This window comes from Paraburkholderia xenovorans (assembly GCF_046030735.1).
Classification (GTDB): domain Bacteria; phylum Pseudomonadota; class Gammaproteobacteria; order Burkholderiales; family Burkholderiaceae; genus Paraburkholderia; species Paraburkholderia xenovorans_A.
Map to the genome: position 1 here is coordinate 65,895 of NZ_JAQQBV010000036.1, position 13,397 is coordinate 79,291.

14 protein-coding genes are annotated in these 13,397 nt (G+C 62.1%); 7 read left to right on the plus strand and 7 right to left on the minus strand.

The features are described 5' to 3' along the window. Window positions 1–147: 147 nt before the first annotated feature. Both PQQ51_RS27920 and PQQ51_RS27925 read left to right on the plus strand, forming a co-directional pair. Window positions 148–486, plus strand: coding sequence for an H-NS histone family protein (locus PQQ51_RS27920; protein WP_408500364.1), 339 nt, complete (start codon window positions 148–150; stop codon window positions 484–486). Window positions 487–780: 294 nt separating this feature from the next. Further along, window positions 781–1,065 (plus strand): hypothetical protein, encoded by a 285-nt coding sequence (locus PQQ51_RS27925; protein WP_408500365.1) that lies wholly within the window; start codon window positions 781–783, stop codon window positions 1,063–1,065. Window positions 1,066–1,127: 62 nt separating this feature from the next. Here PQQ51_RS27925 and PQQ51_RS27930 read toward each other — a convergent pair whose 3' ends face one another. The 4 genes from PQQ51_RS27930 to PQQ51_RS27945 form a co-directional block, all read right to left on the minus strand. After that, window positions 1,128–1,667, minus strand: coding sequence for an arsenate reductase/protein-tyrosine-phosphatase family protein (locus tag PQQ51_RS27930; protein ID WP_408500366.1), 540 nt, complete (start codon window positions 1,665–1,667; stop codon window positions 1,128–1,130). 201 nt (window positions 1,668–1,868) lie between these two features. Continuing rightward, window positions 1,869–2,069 carry a hypothetical protein gene (locus tag PQQ51_RS27935; protein ID WP_408500367.1) on the minus strand — a complete coding sequence of 67 codons (201 nt, stop codon included), beginning with the start codon at window positions 2,067–2,069 and terminating at the stop codon, window positions 1,869–1,871. Window positions 2,070–2,313: 244 nt separating this feature from the next. After that, a complete protein-coding gene (locus PQQ51_RS27940) occupies window positions 2,314–3,849 on the minus strand; it encodes an MFS transporter (RefSeq protein WP_408500368.1) in 1,536 nt (511 codons plus the stop codon). Between the two features lie 122 nt (window positions 3,850–3,971). Further along, window positions 3,972–4,652, minus strand: a complete 681-nt coding sequence (locus PQQ51_RS27945; protein ID WP_408500370.1) for a J domain-containing protein — start codon at window positions 4,650–4,652, stop codon at window positions 3,972–3,974. Window positions 4,653–5,125: 473 nt separating this feature from the next. Between PQQ51_RS27945 and PQQ51_RS27950 the strand changes: the two genes are divergently transcribed. From PQQ51_RS27950 to PQQ51_RS27970, 5 genes are all read left to right on the plus strand, one after another. Next, a complete protein-coding gene (locus PQQ51_RS27950) occupies window positions 5,126–5,794 on the plus strand; it encodes an NADPH-dependent FMN reductase (protein WP_408500371.1) in 669 nt (222 codons plus the stop codon). A gap of 387 nt (window positions 5,795–6,181) precedes the next feature. Then, window positions 6,182–6,394 carry a DUF6566 family protein gene (locus PQQ51_RS27955; RefSeq protein ID WP_408500372.1) on the plus strand — a complete coding sequence of 71 codons (213 nt, stop codon included), beginning with the start codon at window positions 6,182–6,184 and terminating at the stop codon, window positions 6,392–6,394. 108 nt (window positions 6,395–6,502) lie between these two features. After that, window positions 6,503–7,957: an indoleacetamide hydrolase gene (iaaH, locus tag PQQ51_RS27960; RefSeq protein WP_408500373.1), complete on the plus strand. Its 1,455-nt coding sequence runs from the start codon at window positions 6,503–6,505 to the stop codon at window positions 7,955–7,957. Continuing rightward, entirely contained in the window at window positions 7,957–8,727 is a 771-nt protein-coding gene (locus tag PQQ51_RS27965) for a CDP-diacylglycerol diphosphatase (RefSeq protein WP_408500374.1), read from the plus strand. Before iaaH ends, PQQ51_RS27965 begins: the two co-directional genes overlap by 1 nt. Window positions 8,728–8,890: 163 nt before the next feature. After that, window positions 8,891–9,886: a fatty acid desaturase gene (locus tag PQQ51_RS27970; RefSeq protein WP_408500375.1), complete on the plus strand. Its 996-nt coding sequence runs from the start codon at window positions 8,891–8,893 to the stop codon at window positions 9,884–9,886. A gap of 15 nt (window positions 9,887–9,901) precedes the next feature. Here the strand turns inward: PQQ51_RS27970 and PQQ51_RS27975 are convergent, their stop codons facing one another. From PQQ51_RS27975 to PQQ51_RS27985, 3 genes are all read right to left on the minus strand, one after another. Beyond that, complete coding sequence (locus PQQ51_RS27975; protein ID WP_408500376.1) at window positions 9,902–11,299, minus strand: amidase family protein; 1,398 nt, start codon at window positions 11,297–11,299, stop codon at window positions 9,902–9,904. Between the two features lie 44 nt (window positions 11,300–11,343). After that, window positions 11,344–12,756 carry an amidase gene (locus PQQ51_RS27980; protein WP_408500378.1) on the minus strand — a complete coding sequence of 471 codons (1,413 nt, stop codon included), beginning with the start codon at window positions 12,754–12,756 and terminating at the stop codon, window positions 11,344–11,346. A gap of 210 nt (window positions 12,757–12,966) precedes the next feature. After that, window positions 12,967–13,397: amino acid ABC transporter ATP-binding protein (locus PQQ51_RS27985; RefSeq protein ID WP_408500380.1), on the minus strand; the 431-nt coding region annotated here is incomplete at its 5' end.

Below are 13,397 nucleotides of genomic sequence, written 5' to 3' on the forward strand. Positions count from 1 at the left end.
CGTTATTTGACGCCGCCAATGGAATTTCCTTCGATTAATCATTTCACCGCGGGCCGGCCCCATCTGCATGGGCGCGAGGCCCTCGCGGCGGACCCCTGCAATCTGTAACTGACAGAACGCCAGACGCTTTAGAAGGACGAATATCTTATGGACGAACGGAAGCGAGATAGCATGATTGCGTATCTCCGCCATCGCATGGAAGAGTTTGGTATCAAACCAGAAGATCTGGCTGCCGTGCTTGCGAAAGAGCAAGGCGGTCAAAAAAACGCGCGCTATCGTAGCGCGACGGGAGATACCTGGGACGGTCAAGGCGACATGCCGCAATGGCTCAAACAGGCGATCAGCGCAGGTCAATCGATCGGTCACTTCGAACTGTCGGCCACGCCCACGGCAACGCCGGCTGCAGCCGTGCCCGCGAAGAAACGGGTGGATTGGCAGAACGATCCGTTTGCAGGCAGTCCGCTGGCACGCTCGAATAATCGTTAAACAGGTAGGCCGTTCACACCGTTTCGCATGAAGCCCGACCCGCAGTCGCCGGATAAAAACCGGCACGGCAGATTCATCGGCGCGCGCAGGCGTGCATCGCACTTTCAGATCGACATGATCTCCGCTTGAATCCAGAAGCCTCCCTCTGCCGTATATCCCGTCAGAGCAACGCAATGGCGCGTTGCCCTTCGGGGACTGGCCATGATCTTCCTGCCGCGCAACCAGCCTCTTTTTAGCGGCTTACGTCAGCTCGCCGCGACCATCGGACCTGATGTGCTCGCACGGAGAAATGTCATGCGCAATTCAATGCAGAAATGGATGCTGGTCGGGTCGACGGCGATTTCGCTCGCGGTATGCGGTACGGCTTTCGCACAAGGCGGCGGCAACGGCCAGGGCGGCACGGGCGGCGGCAACGCGCATAGTGCGGCAACAGCGGGTATGACTTATCGCGGCGATCCGGTCACGAGCCCGATGGCGGCGATGCCGGGCGACACGATGAGCAAGATGGATTCGAGCAGCACCGACATGCATGCGATGTCGTCCAGCGACTCGATGAACTCCGATAAAACCGCGCAGTGAAATTGACCGCGCGCGCCGCGATCGGATTCGCGTTTATCGGTCGCGTCGCATGCGTGGGCAATTCACATACGGTAGAAGGCCGGATTGCGCGGCGCCGCGCTCACCGGCTCTGCCGACTCCGTCTCCACGCCATGCGCGTGGTTCTCGCGCAGCGGCGCTTCGGCGTACCTCGGCAATTCGATGAGTGCGCTAACCTCGCGGACGGTCTGCCAGAACACCTTGTCGAAAGTACGCCCGCGTTCCGTTTCGGAGAGGTCGTTCGCGAGCGGATTCGCAAAGACCCAGTTGCATACCGCCGGGCCGCCGGGGAAACCGGGCGCGTGTTCGCCGGCCATGCAGTCGTCCAACGCGACCACGAGGTCCATGCGCGGCGCCCATTCGCCTGTAAATTCCAGCCAGCTTTTCGGGCACAGCGCGCCGAGATCGGAAATGCCGGGCCGCAGTTGTGCAATCGCCAGCGGATGAACGCGCGCGGCCGGCTCCGGTCCGGCGCTGAATGCGTCGAACCGGTGTCCGGCCAATTCCCTTAATAAAGCTTCGGCAATGATGCTACGTGCTGAATTCTCGCGACAGAGAAACAGCACCTTGTATTTTCTGGTCACGCTTACCCCGTACCCACGATTTTTTTGTTTCTGGCCGCGATTCTGCCGAGTCAGTCTTGCGTCTGCGTGACACTACGATGCCTTAATTGCTTGCGCCACATTTTTTCGCTCGGGACGAAAACCGGCTGGACGAACTGGAATATTACATTAAGCTGTCGCCAATGCACCGGAGACAGGATCCCTGTCGTCGTCTGAAAAAATTCAAACCGAGGCGTCCGTTTCGCGTTGTCCGGACAGAATGCGGTTCGCGGCATCGCTGCCGTCGGAGGCCGCCGCGGGCGATACATCGAAACGCATCTCAGCGGACTGCGGCGTGATCGCTTTCACGCCCTTCTCGATGCCCGGCGTCGCGACATAGGGGATAAAGGCCGCGACCGCGACCACGACGATGAAAGTCAACATGGCTATCGTGCCTCTCGGAATGCGCAACGTGGAGGGCGAACGGAGAAGCGGGCGTGAGTTGCAAACCCGCATGCGTGGCAGCGTCGAAACTGTGAGCACCGGATTCGTGTGAGCGTTCAAACGGCAGACACACGTTTCGGACGTATAAACAATTCTAGAAGCGCGCCTTCCAACGCCAAAGGCCGCGCTCTATATCAATTCGGTCTACGTCTATCGTCTGGCGGCCAAATGCATCGTCCGATCATCAGACGAGACACGACTCGCGCGCGCTCCCCGCACGACTCAGGAATGCGAACGATGCCAACGCCGACAGCAGCGTGATCGCGATCAGCACATGCAGCAGACTCGTGAACGCATGCGTATAACTCGACGCGAGTTCGTGCACGCCGAGTTGCGGCAAGCTCGCTGCCGCTTGCGTGAGTCCACCGGTCGTCAGACGCTCGGCTGCGACGGCCACGCGCGCCGCCATCGTGGGGCTCGCGTCGGGCAGGAGTCGCGCGAGATTCGCTTGCGACAGCGCGGCGAGCAGCGCAGTGGCGATCGCAAGCGCGATGCCCTCGCCCGCCACGCGCGTCGTGCTGAAAATACCGGACGCCATCCCGGCCCGCTCCTTCGGCACGACGCTCACGGACAAACCGTCCATCAAACCCCACGGCATGCCTGCGCCGATCCCGATCACGAGCATCGGCAGCACCACCGACTGCGGCGCCGCGCTGACGTCGACGCGACTCAACCAGCCGAGCCCCAGCGCCGCGATCAGAAAGCCGACACCCGACAACACGCCGGCCGACACCCAGCGCGTCAGCGAAGCGACCAGCATCGGCACGACGAGCATCGGCGCCGACAGCGCGATCATCAGCATGCCGGCGTCGAGTTCGCCGAGACCTTCGGCGCCGATAAAGCGCAGCGGCAGCATCACGATCAGCACGATGTAGCAGTAGCAAGTGCCGATCGGCAGAATCTGCACGCCGACGAAACGCGGATAACGGAACAGGCTCAAGTCCAGCATTGGCCGTTCGACACGCATTTCGACGATCACGAACACCGCCAGCAACACGGCCGACGCGACCAGCATGCCGACCACACGCGCGCTCGACCAACCGTCGGCGGGTGCGTCGATCACGGCGAATGTGAAGCACGCGAGCGTGCCGGTGAAACTGAGCGTGCCCGGCCAGTCGAGACCGCGTGCGGCGGGATCGCGTGTCTCGCGCATTCGCGGCACGCCGAACACGCAGGCCAGCGCGCCGAGCACAGCAATCGCGACGAAAATCGCGCGCCAGCCGAAATGCGCGATCAGCACACCGGCCATCAACGGACCGAACGCGAGACCGACGCCGAAGCTCGTGCCGAGCATGCTGAACGCGCGAGTCCGCGCATGGCCGTCGAACTCCTGCGCGAGCGCCGCCGTGCCGCCCGCGAGCGACGCCGCCGCCGCGACGCCCTGCAACGCGCGCAACACGTCGAGCCAGATCACGGACGGCGCGCAAGCGAGCGCCAACGAGCTCGCGATGAAGCCGCCGAGGCCGCACGTGAACAGCCGTTTGCGGCCGAACTGATCGGCGAGTGCGCCGGCGGCCATCAGCAGGCTGCCGAAGCTCAACATGAACGCATTGGTGATCCACGTGAGCGAGGCCGCGCTGCCGCCGAGATCGCGTCCGATCGCGGGCGTAGCGACCGCGCCGCCGGAAAACGCCAGCGGTAAAACGAGCGCGGCGAGACAAACGGCCGCGAGAATGAACCGACGCGTGCGGTCCGCGCCGTGTGTGATTGAAGTATTCATCGGTGAGCCTTATCCGGTAGATGCGCCAAGGGCGTCATTCTGTTGGCGGATAGGGCCCGGATAAAGAGCGTGCGTGTCCTGACTGACACGCCTGAAACGCGGTAATCGGTACGCGATCGGTTTTAGAACCGCAGGCTATTCAGGAATTGATACCAGAGCCCGCCCAATGCACCGGCTGGATTGGCGTCGTGGGGATTGTCTTCACGTTTGGCTTGTTGAGTACCGCCGACGTGACCGGCCGCCGCCTGTTGAGCAGAAGTTGCTTCGGCTTCTGCTTCGGCTGCAACTTCAGCTTGCGGCGCGCTATCGGGTGTCTCGGTCTCCGCACCCGCATCACCCTTCTCTGCCTCGCGCCGCGACGCCTGCAAAGCAGCCACGCTATCCGCGATCTGCGCCGCGCGCCTCGCCTCGCAGCGGCGGCCGAGCAAAACGCCGAACAGCACGTCGCGATTGTGGCCTTCGTCGGCGAAACGCATCGCGAGCGACACCATTTGCGCGTAAGCGGCTTCGTCGGCTGCGCGCGTGGCCGCTTCCCGCTCGGATTGCGCCTGCTGCCGGCGCGCGCGCTGCGCTTCCCAACCGCGCATCTGCTCCGCGTAGACCGTGTCGTACACCTTGCGCTGCGCGGCGTCGGAGAGGATCGCGTACGCGTCCTTGATGTCCTGGAAGGTGGCGCGCGCGACGTCTTCCGCGCCGTGGTTGCGGTCCGGATGCCACTTCATCGCGGCCTTCCGGTAAGCGCGCTTGATTTCTTCTTCGGTGGCGTGCATGGGCACGCCGAGCGTGTCATAAAGCGTTGTCATTGCTGCTCGACCTCGTCGTGAATCGCCTGACGGACGATCGTAGCACGCGAAAAACGGCGTCCTTGTGAAGCCGCCGGAGCGCCGCGCGGCAAATACAGGGACAGGAAGCGCGGACAAAAAAAAAGCCTCACCACTGACGTAGCGAGGCCGAGTCCCATGTCAAGGAGTGTCATGGAGGAGACGATTCGATCATAGCCGCGCGGCATCGCACCCCCAAACAATCGTTCGCCATATGCTTATCCAGCGCGGCTTCAACAGCATTGCAGCGCGCGCGGCAACGGCACGACAGCGGCGCGGCGCCGCCGCCGGGCCGCGCCGGTAACCCCGTCCGGTTATATCGTTAGAACAAAAAGTCGCTTCGTGCGCGCGGCGGCGGTCATTTAAGATGACGCTTCAAAGTCCGGTTCGTTCCGGCACGTCTCTCGCGCACCCCGCGCCAGCGTCCCGTGAGCCGCTACCGAAGGAGCATTTCGTTGACCAGATTCGATCATCACCGCCGCCCGCTCGTCGTCGGCATCGGCGGCACGACACGCGCGGCGTCGTCGACCGAGCGCGCGCTCGGCTTTGCGTTGCGCGGCGCCGAAGCGGCCGGCGCGCATACCCGGCTGTTCGGCGGCACCTTCCTGCATAGCCTGCCCCACTACGCGCCGGAAAACCCACAACGTACCGACGAACAGCTCGAACTGATCGAAGCGGTGCGCCAGGCAGACGCGCTGATCATCGCGACACCCGGTTATCACGGCGGCGTGTCGGGCCTCGTGAAGAACGCGCTCGATACGCTCGAGGAACTGCGCGCCGACGAGCGTCCGTATCTCGACGGCCGCGCGGTCGGCTGTATCGTCACAGCTTACGGCTGGCAGGCAGCCGGCTCGGTGCTGACTTCGCTGCGCTCGATCGTGCACGCGCTGCGTGGCTGGCCTACGCCGTTCGGCGCCGGCATCAACACGCTGGAAACGCGCTTCGATACCGTCGACACCTGCTCGGACCCGAAGGTCGTCGACCAGCTCGCAACGGTCGGTCAGCAAGCGGCGCAATTCGCGCTCGCGTTCAACGCGCATCGCACGCCTGCCGCCGGTGCAGCGCCGCTCGGCGGCTCGCAGCCGGACACACCGCAACCCACACGCCTGCTGCACGCGGTCTGAAGCCGCGCGTCACGCTCATATCGAAACGCCGTGGCAACCGGAACACTCCGGTCCACGGCGTTTTTCATTTCCGCGTTGCCCCTTCGTCTCCTTTACATCGGCGCAAACCCTGCACGGTGTAGCACACGAACCGTGCGCCACATAACAGACGGTGTTTATTCATCGCCGGATAGTGTGTTCAACGCAGCGTCTATCGACTGAACCGGTCATCTGAAGATCGTTCCAGAATCGCGCTGATTTGCTTACGACGAATCATTGGTTCACCCGCTGCGCGGCGCGGCCTACGCTTCACCTTGCCCGCTCATTCACCGGTTGCCAGACGCACAGTATCGCCTCTTCGCCATCGGCTCCTTAGCAACACATGCGGGCATACTCACTGCCACGACCATGAATTCAAATATCCGCTACAAGGGCTACGAAGTCGCACCCGCCGCGCAACGGCTGCCTAACGGCCTGTTTGCTGCGAACCTGACGATCGAAAAAGCCTCCGCGAATCACCAGGCGTATTCGTTCGACGCGCTCGATTATTTCTTCGACGAAGAGCATGCGCTCGCCTATGCATTCCGCTGGGGACGCATGTGGATCGATAACCGACAGTAAACCGGGCGCTTGCATCGACCCAGGTTCGTCCGCACGTGGCGTGCAAGACGTCGCGTCCGGAAGGGTTGTGCCAGAATACGCGACACCTTCGCTCTGAGCACGCCCGCCATGACATGGACCGTCGATGAACAACTCGCGTTGACCGCAACCGAAGCGGTCGCCGCCATCCAGTCAGGCCGCCTCGAGGCCGTCGACTATATCGGCACGTTGCTCGCGCGCGCCGGCGCGCTCAGCAGTCTGAACGCCCTCACCACACTCGATCTCGACGGCGCGCTCGCCGCGGCAAAACGCATCGACGCGCTTGCGCCCGAAGCGAAAGCGCAGTTGCCGCTCGCCGGTTTGCCGATCGTCGTGAAGGACAACATCAACACCGCCGGCTTGCAGACTTCAGCGGGCACGCCAGCTCTCGCGGGCTTCGTGCCGAAGCACAATGCACCTTCGGTGCAGCGTCTGATCGACGCCGGCGCCATCGTGCTCGGCAAAGCCAACATGCACGAACTCGCATTCGGCATCACGAGTACGAATCTCGCCGCGCATGCGGGCCCGGTGCGCAATCCCTACGACCCCGGATTGATTCCGGGCGGCTCGTCGGGCGGCACGGCGGCGGCAATCTCCGCGCGCATCGTGCCCGCCGGCCTCGGCACCGATACCGGCGGCTCGACCCGCATTCCCGCCGCGCTCACCGGCATCGCGGGGTTTCGTCCGTCGGTCGGCAATGGCGGCGCCGAGCGGCGCTACCACGATCCCGATGCGGTCGTGCCGATCAGCCATACACGCGACACTGTGGGACCGATGGCACGCACCGTCGCCGATATTGCGTTGCTCGACGGCGTGATCACCGGCGCGGGACCGTTGCCGCTGATCACGCCGAGCGGCCTGCGCATCGGCTTGCCTGCGCCGCTGTGGACAGGACTCGAACATCTACTCGAAGACGTGGCGCGCGCCGCATTGACCCGGCTCGAAGCGGCGGGCGTCGTATTCGTGCCGGTCGAGATGAGCGATCTGGATGCGCTGAACGCGCTGGTCGGCGGTCCGATCGCGATTCACGAAGCGCTCGTCGACGTGCAGGCCTGGCTCGACGCCAACAACGCACCGGTGAAAACCGTCGCCGAACTGGCGGCGCGGATTGCGAGCCCCGACGTGCGTGAGATTTACGACGGCGTACTCGCCGGTGTGCTCGACGCGCAATACGACGCTGCGCTGAATCTGTGGCGCCCGCGCTTGCAGCAATACATTGCCGCCACTTTCGCGGACGAACGTCTCGACGCGCTGCTGTTCCCGACCACCCGGCTCGCCGCGGTACCGATCGACGAGTTGAACGGTTCGTCGACGGTCACGATCGATGGGTCGGGACCGATCGAAACGATGAACGCGTTTCTGCGCAATACGGATCCGGCGAGCACGTCCGGCATTCCCGGCCTGTCGCTCGCGGCGGGGATGACCGCGAGCGGTCTGCCGGTCGGTCTCGAACTGGATGGCCCGCTCGGCCACGACCGGCGGCTGCTGGCGATCGGCGTCGCGTTCGAACAGGTGCTCGGCGTGCTGCCGGCACCCGTGCTGTGATGCCGGTCCGCGCCCGCATGCAGCGGGTCGTGTCGCGCAGCGCCGTCGTACTGATCCTCGCGTTTGCCGCCACCGCGTGTGCGCGCCTCGCCGCGGTCGATTCGAACGCGCTGTGGAAAATCGTTTCGCTGCGCTGCGTGCCGTCGCAGCAGGCCACCGGCACGTCGGGGCAATGCACGAGTGTCGACCTCGACAAGCGCTATGCGATTCTGAAGGACATCGTCGGACGCTCGCAGCATCTGCTGATTCCGACCGACCGCATCACCGGCATCGAAAGCCCGCTGATTCTGGAGCCGCACGCGCAGCCGTATTGGGCCGATGCATGGGCTTCGCGCGTCTACGTCGAGAAGGCGGTCAAACGCTCGTTGCCCGATAGCCAACTGAGCCTCGAAATCAACTCGGCTTTCCGGCGCTCGCAGAATCAGTTGCATATTCACATCGACTGCTTGCGCGGCGACGTGAGCGAGACACTCTCACAGCACGCGAACGACTCACCGGGCCAATGGCGTTGGGACACGCTCGACGGCAATCGCTACCGGATCATGCGCGTCACGTCGCTCACCCAGCAGAACGATCCGTTTCAGATCGTCGCGCGCGACAACAAGGATGCCGACGCCATGGCGATGCAAACCATCCTCGTGACGGGCGCGGGAACGTCGGCTGAGAAAGACGGCTGGCTGATCGTGAATAGCGGCCTGAATCTCGACAACGGCAGCGGCTCGGCCGAAGGTTTGCAGGATCACAAGTGCCGTGTGGCGGAAGCGAACTGACGCCGACAACGCCGGTGTTTGCATTCAGCCACCGCGGCGGCATACCCATATAACCCCACGGCCTATGCAAGATTTTGCAGATGCATTGCCGAACAAAATGGTTTTGAGGCGCCGGATTGGTCCGTAGCATGCATACAAACGTGCACTATGACCGATTCACTCCATGGCGATTTATCTCGACGAAACGCAGCGCAAATCGCTCGCCGACATGGCGGGAAGCTGGACATGGCGCACGCAATGGCCGACCTGGCTGCTGATCGTCACGATTTACGGTGGATGGATCGGCGTCGCGACGCATGCGCGCGAGCTCGGCTTGCCGCTCACCACGGTGCTGCTGGCGCTGCTGGGCGCGTGGTACATGTCGCTGCAACACGAACTCCTGCACGGCCATCCCACACGCTGGCCGCTGGTCAACGCGCTACTGGGATTCGCACCGCTCGCGGTATGGTTTCCGTATGGCGTGTATCGCGAGTCGCATCTGCAACACCATGACGACCCGCACCTGACCGTTCCCGAGCGCGATCCCGAAAGCTACTTCGTGGCCTACGCCACATGGATGCGCGCGGGTGCGCCGATTCGCGCATTGCTCACGTTCCGCAACACCTTTTTCGGCCGATTGCTGATCGGTCCGGCATTCGCGATCGCCGCGACCGGCGTGACCGCGCTCAACAAAATCAGACACGGCGATGGGCGCGATGTGCCGATGTGGCTCGCGCACTTCGCGGCGTTGGGCGTTTTGACTTTCGTACTACAGAGCGTGTGCGGAATACCCGCATGGGTGTTCGTTATCGGCGTGGGTTATGGCGCGTTGTCGTTCGGGTCGGTCCGCTCGTTTCAGGAACATCGCACCGCACACGAGCACGAGCATCGGACCGTGATCAATGAAGCAGCGTGGTACTGGCGCCTGCTGTTCCTGAACAACAACTACCATCTGGTTCACCATGACTTGCCTCACGTCCCCTGGTTCGCGCTTCGGCACGTGTATGAAACCTCCCGGCAGCAATACATTGAACGCTCGGGAGGTTTCCTCGTAGAGGGGTACAGCGAATGGTTGAGACTTTATGCATTCGCTGCGGTCGCGCATCCGGTGGCCCGCACAGGATCGGATCACGTCCGGGAAAGTCCACCTGCTTCCGTCCGTTTTGCAGGCAAAAATTAGAGTAGAAAAAAGGCTTTACCTCACTGTTTTATATCCATGCCGCCCTGACGCTTTGCTCGAAACGGGTTCAAAAAGATTTTCTACGGCCTCCGCGATATCGAATAAGGCGTCGTCACACCTCGGGTTTCCCATCAAGGTAAGCCCGATAGAGAGCCCACCGTAGCAGTCAACGGGAAGGGTCACCGCACAGCGATCGAGGACATTTGCAACACGTGTATTTCGCATCAACAGCATGTTGTAGTGGTTGTACCCATCGTTACTAGCGACGGCGGAAATCAGCGGCGGAAGTATCGGGCACGTCGGCATCAGCATTGCATCCCACCACCTTGTCTGTTGCTCGGCGCTCTCGACGAGAGAAGAACGCAACGAAAGCCTGTCAAGCATGTCGGAAGCCAAAAGAACGCCGCCCTGTTCGATTCGTGAAAATGCTCGCGCTGCAATGTGCGATGGTTCAAGAAAACCGCGAGCCCTTAGCCACGCATAAATCTCGGCCATCGAGAAACCACCACCTTGATAAACATCGGGGATGCGGTCAAGTTCGCGGAGGTTAATCTCCTGCAAAATGGCTCCCTGTTCCGACAGAAGCCGGAGGGCCCGTTCAAATCCCGCAGCCACTGGGGGTTCGAGATCGTCCAGCACATAGTTCTGTGGCACGGCGAGCCTCAGTCCCCTGATAGGTCTCAGCGCTGCGTCGGGCGAATGGATTCGGGGTTTTCGGGCCAGCACCTCATGGACAATGCGGCAACAACGAACGGAGGTTGCGATTGTTCCTATCGAGTCGAGATGGCGCGAGAGTGGAACGACACCTTCGCATGAAATCTGTGCAGCGGTTGCTTTAAAACCCACGAGCCCGCATAGCGCGGCAGGAATTTGCACTGAACCACCCGTATCGGTGCCAAGTGCGGCGGGCACGGCTCCCATGGCAACCGACACGACCGCGCCGCACGAAGAACCGCCGGGAACGCGCTCATGATCGAGCGGGTTGGGCAGACTAGCGGTTCCTGCAATCAGACCGACAGATGACATGGCGAGCTCCGCCATTGCCGTCTTGCCTAAAATGATCGCACCTGCTTCGCGAAGCCGCCTCACCACAAAAGCGTCAGCAGCCGCCGAAGGGGCTCCGTTTGCAAGGACACTCGAGCCCGCCGCAGTCGGTTCGCCTGCAACATCCATGTTGTCTTTTATCGTGATCGGGATGCCCGCTAGCGCACCTGACCTTCCGAGACCACACGCGTGCCGTGTGTCCACCACAGCCGCATCGGCCCTCGCCGCTTCGGCATAAATACGGGTGAACGCCACATCCTGAGTGCCGGCGGCTGTCAACGCTGCTTCGACTAGAGCGCCGCTGCTAATCTCACCCGCTGACAACCGGGTTTCAAGGTCTTCAATCAGCGAACGTGTGTTCTGGGCCATGCCATGCCTCCGTTAAAGTTGCAAAGTCCCACAATCGGGAGTCGCTATTCGCCTCGCGCAGATCTGCAGCGGCGTGCAAACGGCACGGACGGATGCTGCAAATGCCACCGGGTCGCACTTTGGTATGCAGCTGCGACTGCCAACAGTTTTGCTTCTTGAAAACGCCGTCCGATCAACTGCGCACCGATAGGCAAACCGTCGGATGAAAAGCCGATGCAGAACGACAGCGCCGGATGGCCGGTTACATTGAACGGCACGCGCATTTCATTAGTAGATTTGTTCACGGCCTCCTCGTCGGCGAGTGACGCGGCAGTTTCTGCTGAGACGCCGGTCATCAGAATGTCCGATGTGTCGAGCAGGTGATCGATTTCGTCCGCCAGAGCGCGTTGTTGTCTCTGCGCCTGCGCGTATTCCGACGGCAGAACCGCAGCGCCTCCTAGAAGCACGTCGCGACAGCGAGCGCCGTAGCGTTCAGGCGCGTGAGTCAGAAACTCGCGGTGAATCGCATAGGCCTCGACGCGCAGAAGCGTAGCGCCGCACCGGTGATATGACTGGAGATCGCTCGCCTCGACCTCTTCGAACTCGGCTCCAAGTTGAACTAGTTCACGTGCAGCCGACGCGAGCGCAGCACGCGTCTCATCGCTTGCAGAGACATCGCGCATATAGAAATGCGCGAGCAATCCAACTCGGAGACTGCGCAGTGGCAAGTCGCTCACCTGCGCTGCGCTGGCGGTGACCGGCCGGCCAGCGCCACGTTGCAGAACATCGAGCAGCAGCGCGCAATCGTTAGCTGTGCGCGCCATCAAGCCGACGTGATCGAGCGATGGTGCAAGTGGAAAGACGCCTTGGCGACTGATCAGGTCGTATGTCGGCTTGAGGCCAACCACCCCGCACATGGCGGCAGGATTTCGAACGGAGCCTGCTGTGTCGGTGCCAATCGCCAGCGGCACGTGGCACGCGGCCAAAGCGACGCCACAGCCGCTCGACGAGCCTCCGGGCGTACATTCGATATCCCAGGGATTGCGTGCTGCCGGCCACGGCAATGCATCGGATGGCGAACCGATGCCGAATTCTTCGAGCGCCAGTTTCCCGATCAGGATTGCACCCGCATCGCGCAATTGACGCGTAACGACGGCGTCCTGGTTGGCAACTTTATGACGCAAGACATCCGATTGCGCAGTGGTCTGCTTACCTTCGACATCGATCAGATCCTTAACGGCAAACGGCAAGCCATGAAGCGATCCGCTAGTTTTTCCTCGAACCATGCGATTGTCGGCGTCGCGTGCCGCCGCGAGCGCTTCGTCCCGATAGACGTCGAGAAAAGCGTGCAGCGTACCGTTTTCCGCGTCAATCGCGTCGAGCGACGCCGTTACGTACTCGAGTGCCGACAATTCCTTTCGCGCGATCAGTTGTTGTGCGTCTGTCGCGCTTAGGAAGCGAAGCCTGCTATCGGTCATGAAAGTGAGTTGCCCGGTTAAGTGGCGATTGAGAGGTAGGTAGGGATATTTCGCGCTGGTGTCACTCTACCGTCGCAGCATTTCTGGCCCGGCTGATGAATGAGATGGATTGCCGGCCGTCGCTGCGAACATGTAACGAGGCAGCACATTCCGACGAAGCTCGACACGACAATCGCACGGCGTTCGGGAGCGCATTAATCGTGTGCGATGCTAGTGCGACCTGAGGTCTGATAAAAATGCCTTCGCCCTTGCGTGCTGTGGAGAACGAAAGAACTCCTCTGGGGAATTCTGTTCGAGGATGACTCCCTTATCCATGAACCAGACGCGATCGCTCACTTCACGTGCGAATCCCATTTCGTGCGTCACGCAAACCATCGTCATCCCGTCTCGGGCAAGCGATTTCATCACATTCAGGACCTCGCCGACCATCTCCGGGTCCAGCGCGCTGGTTGGCTCATCAAATAGCATCACTGGCGGGTTCATCGCGAGTGCTCTCGCGATTGCGACGCGTTGCTGCTGTCCGCCGGACAACTGTTGCGGGTACGCTGCCGCTTTGTTTGCCAGGCCCACACGCTCGAGCAACGCGATAGCTTGCTCTCTGGCTTCGACTTTGCGCTTTCCCGACACTCGAATTGGCGCAA